The sequence below is a fragment of the Pseudoalteromonas sp. S1650 genome, assembly GCF_005887195.1.
Taxonomy (GTDB): Bacteria; Pseudomonadota; Gammaproteobacteria; order Enterobacterales; family Alteromonadaceae; genus Pseudoalteromonas; species Pseudoalteromonas simplex.
In genome coordinates this window covers 69,590-89,982 of the sequence record NZ_PNDF01000026.1, presented here as the reverse complement: position 1 = coordinate 89,982, position 20,393 = coordinate 69,590, and the positions used below count along the sequence as shown (strand labels likewise).

General features: G+C 40.6%; 14 protein-coding genes and 1 pseudogene. 4 read left to right on the top strand and 11 right to left on the bottom strand.

Annotated features, from left to right (window positions below; all coding sequences use genetic code 11):
• A pseudogene (locus CWB80_RS10030) lies at positions 1-327 on the bottom strand (collagenase); the annotation flags it as partial.
• 417 nt (positions 328-744) lie between these two features.
• On the bottom strand, positions 745-909 hold the full coding sequence (locus tag CWB80_RS22545) for a hypothetical protein (RefSeq protein WP_171041515.1): 165 nt from the start codon (positions 907-909) through the stop codon (positions 745-747).
• 158 nt (positions 910-1,067) lie between these two features.
• Here CWB80_RS22545 and CWB80_RS10025 point away from each other — a divergent pair, with 158 nt between their 5' ends.
• Both CWB80_RS10025 and CWB80_RS10020 read left to right on the top strand, forming a co-directional pair.
• A complete protein-coding gene (locus CWB80_RS10025; protein ID WP_138600845.1) occupies positions 1,068-1,775 on the top strand; it encodes a hypothetical protein in 708 nt (235 codons plus the stop codon).
• Positions 1,776-1,856: 81 nt separating this feature from the next.
• Positions 1,857-2,648: a hypothetical protein gene (locus CWB80_RS10020; RefSeq protein WP_138600847.1), complete on the top strand. Its 792-nt coding sequence runs from the start codon at positions 1,857-1,859 to the stop codon at positions 2,646-2,648.
• A gap of 478 nt (positions 2,649-3,126) precedes the next feature.
• On the opposite strand, the gene CWB80_RS10015 is transcribed toward CWB80_RS10020, so the two are convergent.
• Together CWB80_RS10015 and CWB80_RS10010 are read right to left on the bottom strand one after the other, a co-directional pair.
• On the bottom strand, positions 3,127-3,369 hold the full coding sequence (locus tag CWB80_RS10015; RefSeq protein WP_138600849.1) for a hypothetical protein: 243 nt from the start codon (positions 3,367-3,369) through the stop codon (positions 3,127-3,129).
• Entirely contained in the window at positions 3,359-3,559 is a 201-nt protein-coding gene (locus CWB80_RS10010; RefSeq protein WP_055022470.1) for a hypothetical protein, read from the bottom strand. Before CWB80_RS10010 ends, CWB80_RS10015 begins: the two co-directional genes overlap by 11 nt.
• Positions 3,560-4,342: 783 nt before the next feature.
• Here CWB80_RS10010 and CWB80_RS10005 point away from each other — a divergent pair.
• Positions 4,343-5,218, top strand: coding sequence for a hypothetical protein (locus CWB80_RS10005; protein WP_138600851.1), 876 nt, complete (start codon positions 4,343-4,345; stop codon positions 5,216-5,218).
• A gap of 138 nt (positions 5,219-5,356) precedes the next feature.
• Entirely contained in the window at positions 5,357-5,677 is a 321-nt protein-coding gene (locus CWB80_RS10000) for a hypothetical protein (protein ID WP_138600853.1), read from the top strand.
• A gap of 28 nt (positions 5,678-5,705) precedes the next feature.
• On the opposite strand, the gene CWB80_RS09995 is transcribed toward CWB80_RS10000, so the two are convergent.
• The 7 genes from CWB80_RS09995 to CWB80_RS09965 all read right to left on the bottom strand — a co-directional run bounded on the left by CWB80_RS09995 (position 5,706) and on the right by CWB80_RS09965 (position 20,393).
• Positions 5,706-6,389 carry a PP2C family serine/threonine-protein phosphatase gene (locus CWB80_RS09995; RefSeq protein ID WP_167350245.1) on the bottom strand — a complete coding sequence of 228 codons (684 nt, stop codon included), beginning with the start codon at positions 6,387-6,389 and terminating at the stop codon, positions 5,706-5,708.
• A gap of 25 nt (positions 6,390-6,414) precedes the next feature.
• Complete coding sequence (locus CWB80_RS09990; RefSeq protein ID WP_138600855.1) at positions 6,415-10,194, bottom strand: DUF2357 domain-containing protein; 3,780 nt, start codon at positions 10,192-10,194, stop codon at positions 6,415-6,417.
• On the bottom strand, positions 10,187-12,751 hold the full coding sequence (locus CWB80_RS09985; RefSeq protein ID WP_138600857.1) for a DUF8727 domain-containing protein: 2,565 nt from the start codon (positions 12,749-12,751) through the stop codon (positions 10,187-10,189). Before CWB80_RS09985 ends, CWB80_RS09990 begins: the two co-directional genes overlap by 8 nt.
• On the bottom strand, positions 12,741-14,774 hold the full coding sequence (locus tag CWB80_RS09980; RefSeq protein ID WP_138686279.1) for a hypothetical protein: 2,034 nt from the start codon (positions 14,772-14,774) through the stop codon (positions 12,741-12,743). The genes CWB80_RS09985 and CWB80_RS09980 overlap by 11 nt, the downstream gene beginning before the upstream one ends.
• A 98-nt stretch (positions 14,775-14,872) precedes the next feature.
• Positions 14,873-18,232 carry a DEAD/DEAH box helicase gene (locus tag CWB80_RS09975; RefSeq protein ID WP_138600861.1) on the bottom strand — a complete coding sequence of 1,120 codons (3,360 nt, stop codon included), beginning with the start codon at positions 18,230-18,232 and terminating at the stop codon, positions 14,873-14,875.
• A complete protein-coding gene (locus tag CWB80_RS09970; RefSeq protein ID WP_138600863.1) occupies positions 18,229-19,788 on the bottom strand; it encodes a protein kinase domain-containing protein in 1,560 nt (519 codons plus the stop codon). Before CWB80_RS09970 ends, CWB80_RS09975 begins: the two co-directional genes overlap by 4 nt.
• Before the next feature lie 11 nt (positions 19,789-19,799).
• Positions 19,800-20,393, bottom strand: a complete 594-nt coding sequence (locus CWB80_RS09965; RefSeq protein WP_063704314.1) for a hypothetical protein — start codon at positions 20,391-20,393, stop codon at positions 19,800-19,802.

Below are 20,393 nucleotides of genomic sequence, written 5' to 3'. Positions count from 1 at the left end.
CGCACTAAAAAGTTCATTAATACAACTAGTACCTTGGCTTTTAAGTTCAGTGATAATTGTACTAGTGCTTGCACTTGCCATCGCAGCTAAATCACAACTGACAACGGCGGCTTGGCTGCGCATCATAAATTGATTAAGTTGTTGCGGCTGCTTTTGCAACTCAGCTATAGGGGCTTTTTCATTATGTTGGTGATCTACACCGTGATGATGTGTGCGCTCAATTTCTGCATTTTTTGGTGTAAACAAGCGCTCTTGCAGGTTAGCTGATTGAGCTAAAGAGCTTGCTCCAAGTATAGGTAGCGCCAGAATTAATGTTTTAATTTTCATAATTTACCTTTGATAATTATTGTTTTCTCTATCCAACCCGGAAAGAGAAACACTTTTGTAACATATAATTATCATTGTATACAATATATTTTATATTTAAATAACGATGTAAGTAGATCCTGTTGATGGTTTGACGAAAGAAATAAGGTCTGAAGTTAATCTATATTTCAACTAAGAAAACAAAGTCATTAAATATTTAGAATGAGAAGTATGGCTAGAAAGGACAAAGCTGTAGATATGCGTAAATGTAAATACACCCTAAACTAAAGATAAACTTGTATAATGTAAAAGTAACGAAATTAACAGCTCTTAAAATTAAAATAGTTTTCAGTTGGCCACACTCAGGTCATCATTTGTTTAGATGTTAGTTTTTACTATCTAGAAAAGGTAAGGGAGCAAATAGCGCTCTCGGAATGGTCAAGCCTGCAACTTAACCTCAGGATAGCAACGATTTTCATCTTTAATAATCAACCCTTGCCAACTGTCATATGCTGGGCCGCCTTGGTCTCCGCCACCAATTACAGCGAATACTTTGCTGGGCAAAATAAATGACAACCCAAACAATATAGCGAATTTGTTCATGCAAAAACCCTTTAGTTTCTTCAATAACCCCACAAATTTGGGGGTTATACGAATCATAAATGCTGACCTGCTGATTTATCAAATTTAAATTTTTTCAAAAATGCGCGTTTTTAAACATCCTTTATCGTTACTTTTGAAATTCAAATTTGGAGAAATGCATGAAAACTTTAAAACGTCACCTATTAATCGCGATCACTGTACTAACAGTTTCAGCATGTTCTAGTAGCGGTATTCATGAAAAAATTGAACAGATAGAAGTTGCTCACCAAAAGCAAGTTGATAAAAAAACCGAGGAAATGGACCAACTCATTAATAGTATTCCAGATTGGTACTTAGATGTACCACAATCTGACTCAACAGGTGTATTTGGCGTTGGATACGGTTCATCAAACAAACCTCCTTTTGCATTAAAGGCAGCCGAGCTCAGAGCTAAATTTGATGTAGCAAAAAGCTTTAAACAACTTATCTCTGGCCAAGAGCGTTCATATGAAAACCAGACTCTAGATTCAAACCTTGAGACTCAAATTAATATGCTTATTGATTCAATTGTCGAAGAAGTTAGTGTTGCCGGTGCGCAGAGAGTAAAGCGTGAATTGTATAATGTTGCTGGAGTAGCAAATGCATATGTTCTTGTAAAAATGCCTTATGAAGAATATAACAGAGCAATACAGTCTTTGCGTGCTAAAACAGTAGAAGAGAAAGTGTCTGTTGCATTCGATGAACTTGAAAAGCGACTGCAGAATAGAAAGAGCGATGAACAAAAAGCAATTCAAGCCACTCACCAGCGTGATGTTGAGCTTAAAGAGCTTGAAATCAAAAAAGAGGTAGGGCTACGAAAAGCTGAGCAACCTCAAAATAAAAAGTAATTTTTTAAAAATATTAGATTTTTTTTGCCTCTATATGTTGCGTATATCTGTACATTATTAAGCATACATATGGAGGCTTTTATGTTTACAAACCTGAATAAATACTCAAAATATCAAAACTCAAAGTGGTTTATCATTGCCATTTTACTTTGCTCTATTTTATCAATAGTTTATTTGCAATTACGTCACCCCGCTGACAACTCTAGTGTAGAGCCAACTTTTGACTACTCAACTATTATCGATCACTTTAATGGCAAGCTTAACCAAGGTACATTTCTGTTCTCTGAACCGGTTACTTGGAACGGCCAATTTATTCCTGTTGAGAGCTATGCTGGAATAAACCTTAAAAATTTAAGCAGCGAGTATGCTGATGGTTTAGTTTTATATTGGCTTCATCGTATAAAGTTTGCCTCTACTGAAGAGACTGGTGTCATAAAAGACAGTTTTGAGGCAGTAAAATCATTACCTTATGACATCAACGAAGCTAATTTAGAATTCTTAGATTGTAGCCTGACTGAAAAATGTGATTATAAAAAACTTATAAATAACTTCAGCAACTCAGCTTGGGTACCATTTTGGGCAATGAAGGCAGATATTGAGTATGTTAAGAGCAAAAGTGATGAACTAAATAAACTTAACATTTCTGCTGTTAGTGACTTAGAGTTTTTCGAGCTTCGTAACAATGCCGGTCATGTTGAAATCATACCACCAGCACTTGCTGACTACTTAATAACCATACCTTTTTATCTGAATTGCGAAACCAACAATCAAAAGCTTTTGATGTACTTATACGAGGTTAAAACTAGGTTTCCACAGCTAAGCACGATAGTTGATGAATTCATGAGTATGGCTTCAGTTTACCAGTGCGAGTAAGTTGGCAACAAATAGATGCTATAAAATACCCACTTAATAAAAATAGGTGGCTATTCTAATAAATGGACGTATTTAACTTAGCTGATTTAGACTGCTACTACTTAAAGTTCTAGTTTTGGTTATCAGCTAAAGACTTAATAGCTTTTTTGATAGAAAACGGCCTCACCTCATCGTTAGAAAAGTGAACTTTTGTAGGAGAGGAATAAAGTTTCATACTAAGCAGTCAAGTAACCCTGTATGTTCCGTTCTAAATGATACTCGCCAAGAAATAAAGATTCATACTAATTCCTACTACAAAGTCTGAGTCACGCTACAACTGAGTAATAAAGTATCATACTGGTTGTCTTGAGCATCTACAGATTGATCGGCCCCATTCAAACACGTTTCTGGACAAAGACGCGTTAGAGTATTTATTCGGTAACGCCTTAAACAGCGGAAAACGCGAGCGCAGCGAGTGGTTTTCCGCTGCTTTAATTTGTTATGCAACTTCCAGCCACAAATTAACATTGAATTCCTTTAGGTGCTTTTTAATTGTACCGATCAGATTGATCATTTCTTGATCGGGCATTACTTGCGCTTTGATATAAATATGGCTAGTACCCTGGCCATACTTTGATATCCATTCATCGGAGAAAAACGTAAATCCAACACCACTGAATAGAACCAGTCCGATAACGATTTCTATACGATTGCGATAGATAAATGAATGTTTAAAACTCATCTATTCCACCGCAAGAAATATCTATCCCCCAATCAGTATCATCAAATACAGAGAAAGAATCACAGCTTGTTGTATCAGAAAAGTCACTGTTATCTGTGCCAAATACGTTGCCACCTATATCAACACAATTGCCATTATCAGCATCATTGATAGGTAAACCGGTTGCAGGATTAATCGATGTAGTCGTCATTTTTTAACCTCTTAGAGTGGGTGAGTTCTCTTTAAAAGTTAATGATTTTGTGATAAAAAACAAACTTGTTTGACTGCGAAGCTCAGCAACAAACAGTTTGAATTATCACTTTCTTCTTTTCTATTTATCTCACTATTCACAGACAATATTACTTTGTTTTGTTACGAAGTAGACTTATTTTTCGTCTGAAAGACATCACATCCAGCCTAATTCGGAACGAAATTAGGCAATAAAAAGCGTCTCAGAATGAGACCAATAAGTCGCGTAATGTGCCGTGGCGAAGCCGAAGAAACATGGAGCAGCGCGAATGTACAGCTGGTCTGTACTCACCGCGATGATGTTTCGCCCTAGCGAAATTCGGTTGAAATTTGGTACAAATTGAAAAGCGAACCACCTTTTCGATAGAAAAGTAAGCGAGATGATGAAGGCGGATAATGGGGCACCCATCGCCTGTTCATAAAGCGGCATTGTGGCGGTGAGTACAGAGCGTAGCTCGGTACATTAGCGCTATGGCTTAATACGCTAGAGCGGTAGCTCGTTGAGTCAGCTCGTTGCGGAGCAACATCAGAGATGACGGGCGTTTTAAGCCATATGTTTGAACAACAACGTTGTGAAGACATCAGCTGAAAGCTGCCTGTTGTTGCGATAATCATCGCGACAACTCTGCCGGGCACGCGTACAAAGCATCCCGGTAGGAAAACCGGCAAACAATCGCTAAAAAGCGATAATTTGCAAGGTGGGTTGCTAGTTAAAGATTCAAACTAATAACCTGGGTCTTTAAACATGACAAGCATTCAAAACAACAATACCAGTAGCCAACTTCAGCTCGCATACCCTCGCTATTTTGATATTGATATGCGCTACTATGAAGGTGCAAACAATCATCAAAAGTTTAGCAATCGCCTGAAGCTCTCAATCCTCATCGCCATTCGATTTACTATCATCACACCAGGCCTTGTGAGTTGGCTTTATAGCATCTCACACCGATTAGCCCTGGAGCATTTAAATAGGCTCACTAGCGATGGCTTTTTAAAGCTCGTTAAAACACATCGTAGCCCCGATGGGCGCGTCTATGTTCCAACCTACAGTGCAGCAAAGTACGCTGAAGAAATAATGAATATTGATGTGTACTTCAGAGCCAATACCAACCCCGCCTTACAGTTTAACCATAACAACGTAATGCATAACCTAATTAACGCCTTTGTGATGTTAAGAGGTATTCACATTTATCATAGTGATGGCACCTACGCCCCCATGTGGCAAAGCTTTATAACTGAACCCGAATTCAAGCGCGCCAATACAAGCACAGAGACCCGAACAGTCGATGGCGCAGCACGCTTATTAGATGGCTCAATTGCAGCCATAGAAGTCGAACACTCCTTCAAGAACAAAACAGCACGGCAAGCCATTCTTTTAAAGTACCTAGCCTCACTTAAAAATGGCGACTACGACAAAGTGTTTTTATTCTCCCAGTCGCAGCAAATTTTTGATGACATAAAGCGCTTGCATGAACAACTACTCGAAGAAATGACAACGCGATTCGATAAGAAAACCCGCCACCCTCTCCTATCGCCTGAAGATGTTGAGTTACTGCAGTCTTCTATTATCTACCAAACCAAGCTATGCGATGAAATAAGTGAGAGGTTTTATAGCATCTAGATTTTGCTTACTCATACCAGTGGCAATAACAAGCGCTATATAAAAACTAAAATTTTTTCGCAGAAATGGGCTATGAGGAAGGGTTCTAAATTGGACTTAACCGAGTAATGTCGGGAAAAATAAGTTTAGGAGCCCTTCATGAATATCAAAGTTGGCATCTTTTGGTTTGCTGAAAACACATTTGTCTTTAAAGTTCAAAGTGTTATCGACTTAAAGCCAGATCAACTTGGATTTATTGATAGCACGCTGCAACACCAAGTTGAGTGGGAAGATAATAATATTTATCAATTGTTTGGTTTAATGCTAGACAACACTGACTACTACAACTTTCCCAGAGATCGAGTTGTTTTTAATGTTGATCAAAATACCTCATACGTATACTTAGACAAAAGCTTGTTTAAAAAACATATAGTTAAAGAGATAAAAGCTAATTTTTCTTTACTAGATACAAACATATAATAGAAACTAACGATTCTAAGCATTTGAATTAACATTTTTTAATCATTAAAGCGAATGTTTTGTCATCAGAGTGTCCTTTTACAGGCCAATTAATTAGCCACTCTGGAGCGTTCAAAGCTTTTCCGTCGGATACTTTTGACTCGTAATTTTCAACAACACCACATGCAAAATCTTTGATATTTTCTTGTGGCAAATCGTCAGCAATGCCATCGGTACACATAAAGACAAAGTCATATAACGATGAATCATGAATTGAAACCTGCCAGTCTGAGGAATAGTGCCGCGAGTATAGTGATAAGGTAAGATTTGAAAATCCTTGGCTATTATCATGGTTTACTTCTAGATAAGCTTGATCTGAGCGACTTCCTAGGCAAATCAAACCATCACCTAACTTCCCTAGAAAGCAACTGCAACCCACCTGAATAGCAAACAAACAAGTAGCGCTGCAATCCTCTGCTCTTAGCGGTGATATGCGTCTCAACCACTCAGAATGAATGCGGCTAGTAAATCTGTCTTGATCAAAATCCTTATCGAAATCCCATTTTTCAGCTATTTCAATAACCGACTCGCAAGCGGCCTTAGAACCTACATCCGCATAAGGCTTGCTACCTAATCCGTCAGAAACAACTAAGACCGAGCCCCAGCTGTACTCTTTTCCCAACCAATAATCTTGATTAGGGATATTTTCTCTGATGTGTAATGGACCAATCACGCTTACTCCACCAGTGGCCCAGCAGCTAAGCATCATCAACAACTCCAGATATCGTGATGAGGTTTGCACCTGTATCCCCAGTTAAATAAAGCCGGAGAGCATACAAGATATCAGGTGTATTTTTCATGGTGTCAGGTTTATTCAGCTCAAACTTTACACGTGATTTAACAGCACGAGCCTGTGCTAACTGCTTGTTTAATTTAGCTCCGTGATTAGTATTGATCTCTTCTACTATTTTAGTCACTGCATTGATGGTTTTACTTTCTAGTGAGAATATTTTACTGACCTCTGGCTCATCACTGTCTCTCAAACGTATTAACGCAAGTAAAAGTTCTAGTTTTCTGAGAAGTGAGTTCCAGCGAACTGGCTTAGCTTTGTCACCACTCTTCAAATCATCGTTATCAAACTGCAATGCATTTACTAGCGAATCCAATATGGGCTCTACCTGCTTCTGTTCAAAACCGAAGATAAACTTTGGTTCTCTCCATGCAGCGATAGATAGAATATCTAAGGCTTTTGAAGCTTTCAAACCTCTATTGCTTACCAATTTCAACAGAGTTTTCATTAGAGATTTCTGCCAATCAGCGTGAACATCACCCAACGCATAAGGTAATTGGTAAGGCAAACTCCCAAGCATATCCCCTTTGTCAATTTCAGCAATGAGCCTATTCGTCATTTCGATAGGCATATCTACATGCAGATAACACAAAAATTGCTGCAGCTCTCTTTCTATTTCGAAAGGTAAATCCTCTCTATGCAACCGACTAAATAACAACTGTGTCGCAGCCTCGACCGCCTGCTGTGCTAGAACCTTAAATTTCTGTGGTACTGATTCGTCCGATAAGTTGTTGCCATTGTTCCAAACAGTCAACATTGGGAAACGATAACTATTACTGAATACATATTTCGACTCTTTCGGCAACAAACCTGCCTCTGTAATCGAGCGTGCTTGCCAGTTACCTTTATTGCTTCGGACTATATCGAGTGATATCTCGTACCGGCATTCATCAAAGTCTTCGTAGTTGCTTTGATGAATGAAGATTTCTCCGTACCTTGGGTGCTGAAACTTGCAACAACGGCTTCCATTTCTATCTGTAAACCACTCTGAGCCTCGCGTATTAATAGTTATTCTTTTCCCATTATCACCAGAAAACACAAAATCCCTAATTGCTACAATTTTTTCAAATTCACGCTCCAACCAGTCTAGTAAATCCTGAGGCTCCCTTTTCACACCATCAGAATAGTTTTTAAAGTCTTCCCATGCATATATTCGAGGATAGGTAGGGCTAGATACTTCGGCTTTCTTACCAGACGTGGTCCACCTAGCTTCAACTCTACGAAACTCAGCGTTCTTCCGCTCATTCGGTATAAATATGAGTTTATACGGTTGATCCGCTCCATAAGTATATGAGAGTTCCAATAAACATTCTGTATTCTTAGTTAGTGGAAAAGCCTGAGATTCCAAACGAATCGAATGTTTAGTTCTTTCCTTACTCGTACCTAAAAACAGAGGAAGTTCGTAATAGTTTTGCCCCGAAGAAAGAACAAACTTCTCATCCAACTCGATAGATACCTCTTTCCCTCTCACAGGTTGAATTGGTGGGACGTCTTTTACAAAAAAGAAATCGCGCTCAATACCATCGACAACTGTTCGAGTTGAAAGCTGTGGAAGGTGGTCTCGCCAAAGGATACCGCTATCAACAAAACGTATATTATTCTGGATAACATCTTCACAATCGACCAACAAACCTGAATTGTTCAACCAGGCCCCAGGTTCTAGCCACTTTGGCTTCTTCACTGTCCTAGTCAATGAGAGCATTCGTACACGATCAAAACTGACAGCGTGACGTCTAGACTCAGCAAGGAACTCACCCTTTATCAGTTGATTACTCTTCGCTATATCGGTCAATTTCTCCTTTAGAGACTTAGGCCAATCCAACCACTTTCCATCGTTAGAAACAATTGACAACCTACCGACTGCTTCAAAAACTTCATCGAAACTCAGCAATCCTTCAACGGCTGAAAACAGTTCTATATTTAGACTTTTCTCAACTAGCTCCATACTTGAAGAGCCAGAAAGTCTGAGTGGTGGATGTCTCTCCCAAATCACACCTTTCATCTCTGGTAAGCGTTTCTTGTAACTGTCCTGTATTTTTGCGACCACCGGTATCATGTAGAGATTATCAGCACTACTATCAAGAATAAAAAACAGGTCACCGTCTCTAATGTCTGTTTTTTCGAACGATTTCCCTCTTTGCCATAAGAGTAATGATGCGATACTCATTGGTAGTGGTCTCGCATCTAAAAAAGCAAGATTCAAGCTTCTTCGAAGCTGTTCAGTTCCGAGCTCATTCAAATAATCCGGAACAAGATAAGTAAGTGGACGCGTACCTATCAAATCTTTTAAAGAGTGTACATAACTATCAATTGATACATTAAGCATTGAGTCATTGTTATCGTTCCATAGATGCTTACAGGTGATAGTCTCTGCATAATCGCCTAGCTGCAACGCTGAAGATAAACTGCAGTCTACGGGGTAGTTTTCATCCTGATGCTGCCAAAACTGTCTTAAGAAACGCAACGGAGCAACATGAGTCTTCTTGCCTGCAATTTTAACCCTAGTGTTAAGTGAGCCTATTTCGACAGTAACCGGATCATGCTCAACAAATTTATTGAAGGTAGTTTGTTGCAAGCTATTTGGTTCGTGCCCCACCAGCAACCGGTTTACTTCCACCACTAATCTATCTACCTTATGGAAACCTTTCATATAGCTTGCCAATGCCGTTCCTGAATGGTCTACAACATCAATAGTCCGAGCCGTCATTTTGAGCTGTAGGCGTTTTTTCCCCAGTTGAACTCTAACTAAATTGTTATCTAATCGAATAATAAGCTTTTGTGGTGGCTGACCAGTTAGATACACACGACCTTCTATCAGTACTACTGTCGTAATCTCAAGTTGATCATACTGAAATAGTGTAGGCTGCTCGACTAACTTAACTTCCTTGTGTTGTGACAAATAGGCAAGTATCTTCCAGAAGATATAAGTAGATAACTGTTGATCGCTGTTTTTATTATCCAATAACAAGGTCTCATCCAGTTTCCTCAGCTCTTGCCAAGAGCTCCAAACTTTTCGATAGTGCTTATCTTGCAATAAAACATTATTTGGTGAAAGCGAACGCCAATAACCAATACCTTTTACTTCTGGTTGAGCTAACCAGTACTGAATACGCGACAGCAGTTCTTCATAAAGAGGCCGCTCAGCTACCAAGCTCTGAGTCTCTATTCTTGCTAAGAAAACCCTCTCGACTCTTAAGAGGAAATGTTTAAACAGCCGGTTTTCTGACGTGTCTAAAGATGTGTTTTTCACGACAGCCAGGATTTTTGAAGAAGATGCCATTTTCTCCCTCATGTTTCGCCCCGGCTGACGACTCAACCACTGAATACTTTTACTGTCTACATGCTTCACTTTAGGAACTGGCACGAAGCTATGCTCTCGTACCATTTTTTCCCTAGGATTAAATAGAATCTCGTTAACTGCTAGGTCAACTTGTTGGATGATTTTTGAGAATCGATCGTTAAGTTGCGATAGCTCTTTCTCTTCCCCACTACCTGATGCGATGCTTTGCAACACCGAACTCAGGTTACTTGACTCAGGCAGACTCGTCAGAGGGTCAAACGTGCAAAGCCCATTAAACCAATCCCGAAGGCGCAAAATTTGTTCTGCATCTCCGCGGATATTCTGGTCATCTAAAGCGTAGTAAAGATCCTCAAACTCTCTCCAGTCTAAGCACGTTAACTCACTCATCAGCAGAGCCTTCTAACTCTTCGGTTGGCAGCTCTTCCAGCTCTGAAAATGCTTCATCATTGTTCAAATACTCCGCACTACTCCACATGAACTGGCCATGACCAAACTGACACGCGCGTTCAAAATCTTCAACAATTGAGAAATCATTATCTGTCAGCAATTGTTTAATAGGATCTAAACAGTTTATTTTTCCGTAACCTCTGGTTTCGACTCCCCTAAGTTTCGGCATTACCTTCTGTACAAGTTGATCCTCAAACGCAATCTTAAGCCACTTATTTAACTTGCTTGTATCCTCGGTATTTGTGTCAATTAAGTTTTTTACCATTGGGTAGTTTGCCATATAAAATTCAATTGATTGCCAGACACGATGGCCAAGAGCAAGACCGACAGAAGACAGGCAACTATTTATTTTTTCTACCATTAACTTGTATTTCTTGAGCTCTTTATCTGGAACCTCTTGGCTAGAAATACTTACCCAATTACGCCATTCCTTATAATGAAGCATTGGCTCAGGATCTGGCAAAACATCCAACGTCTGTCGACTATGAAGTTCCTTTGGTCTAGGGAAATGAATTGCGATTCCTCGGTCAATAACTTTGTCAGACAGAGATTTGGTTGTCTCGTCCTGATTCATAGTACCGGCCCAAAGAACATTCCTCTCAAGTGGTAGCTGGTATATTCCGTCTTTCGCACCCAACTTAATATCAAGACAAGGGGTATCTCCCCGCTTTTTGCCCCGGCGCTGCTCCAACTTACTCAAGAACTCGGCAAAATATAACTCGACGTGTGCAAGGTTCATTTCATCAAGTAGGAGCAAGTTAACGCCATATTTCAAGCCTGGATACTCATTACTACATTCCTTTTGACTTTGTAGTAAAAACCTCAGTGCAGGTTCAGCGTCAAACCGATCGTCAATGGAGTTAAAGTAACCCAGCATTGATTCTTGGCTATCCCAGTTTGGCTGCACAGGTAGAGACAAGAAACTAATTCCACCAAAGTGAGAATAAAGCCTTGGTAGTTCTGACTTACCTGTACCACTAACCCCAGCAAGTACTGTTATTGGTGACCATTCAGCAACCTTTAAAGCGGTATGAAATGCAAACAGTATTCTACGATTGAACTTAAGGCCATACTCATCACAACGCTTATAAATAACATCAAGCCAGTCCATTTCATTTCGTAGCTTCGACTTATCAAAAACAATCAGCTGCTGTTTCTGCTCCTCATTTAGGCTAACAACAGGCGTGTTAATCTGTTCGAGACGTACTTCTCGGCTCACTTCATTCACTGCTGTAGGAGCTAATCGGTCCAGTTCCTGCTGGAGTTCTGAGTTTACCCTCTCTAGAGCATCTCTTCTTACTTCCAGAGATTCATATTTTCTTTGCCACATCTCTGCTTCGAAGCTACTATCTTCAAGCTCTTTGATTTGCCTCTTGAGAACATCACGCTCGTATATCAAAGCTTCATTGCTGGACTCGAGCAGTCCCTTTTCTAACTTTGCTTGCTCAAACAACTGCTGAACCTGTTGCTCAGGTCTTCTTGTCAGTTCTTCTTTAAGGGTAACAATCTCTTCTTTATAAGCAGCTAACTCAAACAGCACTTTTTCCGGAGATTCACCATTTAGCTTCTGTTTAAGTTCCTGGTAGAGGCTAAGCTCTCTATTAGAGCTATCAAGACTTGCGCGCAGCCTGTCGCATTCCTCTTTCATACGCAGCTCTTCTGAAGAAAACCCTGCCTGCCTTTCCTGGACTGCTTTTGCTATTTTCAGCTCAAACTGCGCATAATCTTCATTCAACTTTTCTTTCTTCTCATTATATAGCTTTTGCTGAAAATCAAGTTGCTCTTCTCTGGACTGAAGATCTGCTTCTCTAGCATTATTGTCACTCACTTTCGCATTGATAGCGCTTGTTCTTTCGGCTAACTGCTTTTCTGCCTCCAGGCGAGTTCCTTCTAGCTCTTGTACCAACTTCTGCTTTGATAGCTGATGCTGTTTCTCTAGCTCTCTAAACAGCTCTTCTTTTCTAGCTTCAGCTTCTTCATCTACCTGGTTGTTAGCCTTTTGGCGAAGTTCCAATAAACTATTCTGAAACTCTTTTCTCTCTGCTGCGAAGTCAGATTGACACTTTACTTCCAGCCGTTTTAATTCCGACTCTTTAACTGCGAGTTCTGCTTTTTCTGTTTCAAACTGTCTTAACTGCTCTGAGAAACTTGCTCTTTGTTTCTCTAGCAATTTTTTTGCTGCGCTCAACTCTTTGGCTACAAGTCCGGGAAGTCCCGCCTCTATTTGCACTTGCTGAGAAGAAAGTTCTTGCTCTTTTGCTCTCAATCGAACAGTTTCATCTGTCAGTAATCGTTCTTTTTTATTTAGTTCAGCTTCTAAAGACTCCAGCTCTTTTGCATAACTGTTGAGATGGTTTTCCTTAGCTTCTAGCTCAGTGTGCAAAGCCTGTAGTTGCTCTTTATCCTGCAGCGTATCACTGTTTGGGTTTTGTTTCTTAGTGTTTGAATTTGGTTTGCTCTTAACCATTTTAAACCTATCCATATTCTTAGCTGACATTATCTATCTCTATAAATTTTCTGATAATTTGATACATTTCTTGTCTTAGGGTAACAAGAGCACCACCTTCGACATAACTTGGCCTATTTCCATGACCTCTATGCCGAATCATCTCACCGATTTTCCCAAGACACTCTGGTACTGATTTAGCGATGAAACTAAGTTGACTATGGTTATCCAACACTAACCAGGCCAGCATTTCTGCACCGATAGTAGTATTAATCCCCCTACATGCTGCTTCAGCTCTCCTAAGGTTCACAGTTTGAATACCTTCTGGAAGTTGTCCTTTAGGCAAACGAAAGCCTGCTTTTGATGCGCTCTCTTGAGCTTTTACCTTAACTTCTTTTCCCGTAAGCTCAGAGATATCCAGATCAGAAATGCGCTGGAAGACCCTTGTTTGAACAATCCCTAATATCGCTGTTGCCCATGGCTGTATATCCACCATTTGCCTTTTATGAGATGAGTCCATAAGCTTGGCATATATAAGCTCGCTTCGGATCAACTCCGATTTAATTGCTTCATCCATTCGCTGCATGGCTAGTAAACCGAACTCATCATCTAAAAGAACAGAAATTTCAAAACGCTGCTTTTCTGCTTGGCTTAAGTTATCTTTCGCTCTAGTTTCTTTTGGCAATGCATGTGATGTACCTGGAAGTAAAGCCGTAATCAGTCGGTACGTAGCCCGCCGGGCTGCCTTTAGTTCCTTTTGCCTTATCTCAAAGGATTTCCCATGCTGGAGTGGGTCTCGAAGCTCTTTTAACTTTGAGAGCATGATTAGCAAATCAATATGCTCTCGCCCCAGCTTACGCAATGGATGCAAAGGATTTATATGTGCAGACAATATTGCCATCACTACCTCAGGTTGCATCTCAGGCTCTTCAATACCGATTCGTTTTAGTTTACCAATAGAAACAAACAAAAATTTTTTCGTAAGCTTGTCAAACTGAAAACCTAAACGTCTTGCATAGTCATGAATTAGTTCTGCATTACTTCGATCCGTTCCCTGTTGAAAATAGTTCTTCCAATCAGACACAGGCCAGTCAGTATTTACAATAGCGAAGGTCATCTCCAAAGCAGAGTACAACTTCTTAATTAGTTTATTTTGCTTTGATTCAATCTGTTTTTGAGTAAACGTTGAAGTAGGATTAAGCATCGCTTCAGTATAGCTTTCCTCTGCCGAATCTAGATATCTAGTAAGTCTCGGATATCTGGAGGAACCTGTACTTTTATGAATAATGGGCTCAACCTCCGTATTACCCAGCTCAGTTACCTGGGCACAACTTTTCCAGTGTTTAAGCCATTTGGGTTCTAAGCTAACAATAGCCTCACTGAATTGCTGACTGAATCCTAACCCAAACCCATCAGTAACCAAGAACTCATCACTTCCTTCTTGAAGAAGCAGTTGAGTATGTAAGTAGACATTTTCATATTCTGCTTCAACAGTAATAGATGCAACATCGAATGAGAAGTGCCGTTGATCTATAGGATCCCCTGAAAGAAAGCGGCTGATTGACCTTCTTTTTCGGTATCTTTGGATAACGTTACTTACCTGACTTGATGTCGGAGGACCTTGAGATATAAGTCCTTTGGGTGGTAGACGGGTAGCGTTAACTTCATATCCTTGGCCGGCAGAACCAAGGTGAATAGTCCAAGCATCTTTACCCTCAGAGGAAGACACATGCTCGTACTCTCTCTTTCTTGTAATTATTGGCAAAAGAGTATTAGAAATACTATCAACATAAATGTGTGCCGCTACTGTTTGAGATTCAACGTCAGTGTTATCTCTAACGTTATCTAAAGCCTCAAATTTATTTATACCTGTGGCAGTTAACTTCCTTCTTTCATCAAGCAGGCCAAGTTGTTCTAGGCGTGAACAGATAAACTGTACCAATTCCTTATCAAAACCAGTCTTCGATGAGAGCTTAGCTACATCATTGATATAATTTGCGCATAGCCTAAGTATTAAAACCTCAAACGGATTCAAGTCTCTATCTAAAGGAGCTTGCATCGATACTGAGTACATTCGGCACGGCCAAAGCAAATGTTTCCGCCTCGCGACTCGTAATCCACTGACTTTCTCGTTGAAACTGATAACTTTCGGGCGATTGTCTCTACCGATACTCACAACACCACCCCTCGTTCTTTAACCAACTGACAATAACCATACAGAGCCGGCACTGCTTGTTTAGCAATTGAATGGTCAGCAAGATCTATATCTCCTACAACTACTAACAGTTTTTTTTGCCGGGTTACGCTGACACATAAACGATTTGGTGACATTAGATGACCAAATACTTTTGCCTGCTCTTTTCTATCCTCACAATTTTGTTCTAAGTAACTTGAGTTTTTCAGTAGGTCTTGTGTCCGAACCATTGACAAAAATACAACATCAAATTCCATTCCTTGAAACGAATCGACAGTACCTATTCTTAACCTTTCTTCACCCGAAGGAAGCATCCGGTATTCATCCTTTACTTCCCACTCACCGCGTTCTTTTGTCGTTATGCCGTATTTACTCAAGGCCTTAAAAACTGCATTAACTTGCGCTTTATAAAAACTGATAACTCCAAAACTCAGCTCCTTACCCTCCTGCGAGACTAACCACTCATTGACCTTTTCGGCTATTGCTTCCGCTTCACATGACCGATATCCACTACGTGAACTATCTCGTTTCTCACCACCTTGTCGATTAGGTATATGCATCCAAGCACACGCTTGATCTTCAACACCCTTTAAGCTTTGTCCGAATAATCTGGCAGGTAATGGCGACTCATACCCTTCATTGCTTGGCTCATAAAAATACTTACTAGCAAATTCACCCAATAAAGGATGACTACGAAATTGAGCATCTAATGTAACTGTTCGTTGGTAACCATCTGCGCTTTCTAACTTTTTGAGGCGACTGAACAAATACTCAAACATACTTTCTTCTGTTTTTGTCTGCTCACCTTCTTCCAGCTGACGAGCTATTTCCTCATCAATGATGTGTGGTAGCTGGCGGTGATCACCAACCAAAATAATTCGCTTTTCTGCTTGAGAAAGTGGTATTAGAAGGTCCCTAGGACTGCAGCGTGCGGCCTCATCAATGATCACTGTATCATATGACAAGCGCTTCGCTCCTACTCCGCTATCTAGCTTTACACTTCGAATATCTTGGCCCATTGACTGCTGAACTGTCGCTCCAAAGACCGCGTTGTACTCCGCTAGACTTCTTTTTATCCCATCCTTGTTGTTGTCCAATTCATAAAGAAAGTCTACCAATGCATTATCCGTACGCTCAGAGAACTGTTTGGATTTTGACAAAGTTTCAATTGATTGATTAACTATTGCCAATACATCTTCTCTAGGCTTTGACACTCGATAGGCCCGCTTGCGGCTATAACGCTTAAGTAGGTCGCTTCTTAATGCTCTCAGTTCGGGGAGGAACTTTAGCTCCTTACTTTCATTCCAAATTGATGCGGTTCTAAGCAATGCCAATTCTGCGCTATCGAGTATATCTTCCATCTCTCGATACAATGCCATTGCCCTTTCGGGACCATCATCTTTAAAAGATCGCTCATGGCACCGTAGGGCCAGCACATGTGAAATCGTTTCAGAGATTGCACCATTCTCAGCATCACCTAGTTCTTTAATCATATAACTGATTCTTTGGCTTAGATCATGATCTAATGAAACATCAGAGAACTCTTGAAGCCGCTTCAACAAACTTAGAGCAATTTCATTTGTGGGAGACGCTTGATACAGCGCCAGCTTACTCCTAACTACTCTTAGAGACTCCGAAGATGCTAGTTGTGGATTTTGCTTTCGTAGGTTGTCTGCAATACCATCACACCAGCTTTCAATCTTCTGGTCTACCCTATCTGGGCTAAACTCAGTCCCGGATTTCTTCCCAAATTTGACCGATGGAAGTGAGTTAATACTCAAACGAGCTAATAGATTTTCAACAGCATCATGCTGAAAACCCGATACCAGTATTTGTCCTTTGTAATTTCCTGTCTTTCTATACTCTTGGTTAAGTCGTTCAATTATTGCCGCTATAACCGTGGTTTTTCCTGTCCCTGGGGGGCCTTGGATCAAGGCAATATCTGGTGTATTTAATGCGACCTTTATTGCCAGTTCCTGGCTAGGTGTCGGCGGGTGAGCAAACACTTTTTCCTGAACAAAAGCGGTTAACGGGGCAATAGTATTGTGTCGTTTAGCTATGCTTGGCTTTCCCTCTTCCTCTATTAATAGTCCAAGCTGCGGGTTTGCACTATTGCCCTCCAAAATCAGTTTCCGTGCCAGCATCCGTCTTTCTACCTGAATCTTGTCGCCATTTATCGACAAAACCAGTGCGTGGACACCCTGTAATGGTTTTTGCTCAAGATCTAAAGTAATCCAGCTTTCACCCCGAGCCTTTACTTCAACTACTTGGCCTACAACCTTTTGGGCTGCATTTAAATTATGACTAGATTGGGGATTAGAAGACTCAAGAAGAAATTCGCAGTAAGTTTTCCAGTCCATCTCCTGATCATCAAGATAAACTGGCATTTGATCCACAACCTCTAATTGAGAACCTTTTACTATTCCTCTAGGGAGGTTTTCATGAAAGAATATTTTCACTCCTCCAGGGACAACCTCTAAAGCTTTTTCTGAAGGAATAGGTAAGTAACCTACAGCTCTAGCCCTTTCTAAAAGCAATTCTCCTTCAATATCACCATATTTATCCCATGTTTTTAGGTAACTAGAGTGACTTTCATCTTCCAACAAAGATTTCAACAGGTGCTTGGAGAGTTCTTGTAGTTTTTTATCCCCATCAGACAGGCTGATCTGCCCTTTTGCCAGTCGAATTGCACCTAGTGCTTTCTGACTCCAACCACTTGATATGCGCGATGCAGTCAAGCTTCCCAGCGTATCACTCTGCTTAACAGCAAGCTGCACGTTATCCCCAAGTAGTGAAAAGCCATTATCAAGCAACACCTCTTGCTCTTCTTCAGATCCATTTCCTTTCCATATAGCACCAGAAGCTCTACCAGTTAAGAGAGGAAAATAATATTCCCCTTCTTCGTAGATACTGCCTTTGAGGGTACATTTATCTTCTAATAAGTTTGCAAGAGCACTCAAATCCGGCGACCTAAGACCCAATCTATTTGCCCTCGCTAGTAACTCACTATCCAGGTTAATATCGACTTCATCGAGGTCAAGCAAATCTCCATTAAAAAAAGCAATTTGAAGTTGAATGTGCCCATTTTTAGCTATCCTGCAAACTTCAGCAAGATGGGCTGTATTTCGCTTCAAGTAATGAATAATGTCCGACATTAATGCCTGGTCTTGAAGGCGCACCAAGTGACGCTTCATTCGAGTTACAATACGCAAACTCTGTCCATCCGAAGCAATAGACAGCTTTGCAAGACCTAGTTTAATCGATGCTTCTTTGTCTTCTGGAACAGCCCAAACATCATCAAAAAAACTCGGCATACTGCTAAAGTGTTCTAGCTTCATGCTCTTTCCCCACACAGCTGTAAGTGAATTAGCCTTGAGTTTGTACTCTCTATGTAAAGATACAAGCCATCATTTCCAATCTCGGGCGTAAACACTAAATCACCGGCAAGTCTTCTAAACTCACCATCATTCTCAGAGCTTGTCGCCCAATGAACTAATAGCGACTCATCTAAACACTTTATGACAAATTGTTGTTTGCGTTTTTGTATCTCTATGAAACTTTTAGCGTTATCTTTCAAAGAAAAAGGTAGGCCTAGGCGTTGTGGTACCCTTAGAACTTTATCTTCACTAACCTCTCTAGCCCATTCCCAAACCACAGTTTGTTTTGTTTGGTCTGAATATGCCGTCATTTTTACATAGCTAGGCAATGTACTTTGACAATAAGGGCACTCTGTTTGGTGAGGATAATAAGTCATACCACAGCCTTTGCAGGCTATTGTTACATCCTCAGCCTGTGCTAGTGCAGTGGCCCATAGGTACATATGTGTTCTTTTTCTCGGCTCTGTTCTTCCCTCTCCTAACGTTTTTTGACAACAAACTTTCAGTTGTTCAGTCAAAACTAACTGCCGAGGAAGCCCCCTATTTGGAGCCTCATTGCTGTTGTCATTTATATCGTCAACAAAAGAAAGCATACCAAACTCCTTTTTCTTATCCGCCGAGAGTTCCGAGTCGCCCCCCCCAAAATCACAGCCCCATTCGTCTTCATCAGCCCAATCGCCTTCGTCATCATTACTCTCCAGAGCAATGCCATCAAACGGATTGGTCATAGACAACAGAATAAATACCATGACTGCAAAGGCATAGCTGTCAGATAACTGACTTGCATTACCTCTCTCCTGAACTACTTCTGGCGCTCCATATCCAGGGGTAAAATAGTTGGTGCCTTCTGTTCCTTCATAACGAAGGTTGTCAGCATCGATCATCCATACCTCCGAGTGCTCAATACTATCTGAGATAAAGACGTTTCCCGGAGAAAGATCCACATAGACAAAACCGTGTGCGTGCAATCTTGCAAGTATCGACGCACATTTTGTTAAGGCCGTAAGTCTTCTACGTAGGCCCCCACCATTAAGGTAATGAATGATTTCTAAACTGAAGTAATTTCCCTTTCCCTTTTTGATTTCATCTTCTTGCTCAAACAACTTAGATAACCAGTTAGGTATTTCACGCTCTTTGTACATAGCCTTCGCTTTAGCTTTTTTTAAAAAAAACTGCTCCCCAAACTCAACCATCCCCCCGACAAGTGGCATTATATAGCCTGCAGTATCTGACAGGCTCGCTGCAGGTAACGCCAGTGGAATATCTTCTGGGATAGGCAACAAACTCAAACCTAGGTATTTTCTTTTGTGCCTTTCTATTTCATTAGGATCCGTCAACATCTTCCTTGTCGCAGCATCAGCCAGCGGTAGCTTAACCAACAGCTCAGGATCATTTGTTTTACACACTACACCCTGCCCACCACTAGTTAATATTTCAGTAAGCTCATGACGATGGAAATGCTCATCATCCACATCGAGCGGAAAGTCAGATTCCAACAACGTATCTTTTATTTTCATTGCGCTCCCATCTACTCCCAGTCATCATCGTCATTCTGCGTTTGCAGAAACAGAGCTTCTTCCATCTCCCAATTAGTACTGATCTTATGCGGTAGAGTGTTACCTTCTGACTTATAAAGTAAATTTTGTAAAAGGGCAGGTAGGCTTTCACTTTTCGCGACATGAAAGTATTCGCTTCTATACCTTTCAAGGGGAGGGCTATCCGGTCCAACAGCAACCAAATTGAAGTCAATAGCATTCTGATTTACTACTTCCGACACTTGATCATCCAAGCAGAAACCGTCACTAAAAAGCAGTACTTTGCTTTGACTTGGCAAGTACTTCAAGAAGTTAGACAGGCTTTTGCTTTCTGCGCCACCTTCAAAAGAAATAGAGCACTGCCCACTATCGATACCATTTTCCAACAGCTTGACCTGCTCTCTAAATAGGAAAAAGTTCACTTCAATACTCTCAAAAATTTGAGCGGATTTTTGTTCAATATACTGCTGCACAAAGCGCGCTAGATTGACCTGCAAAGGCCCCTTTCCAAACACCGACATACTTCCTGAACCATCAAGTACTACATTCAGAATCGAAACATGATTATTGATTTGCTCTAATTCCAT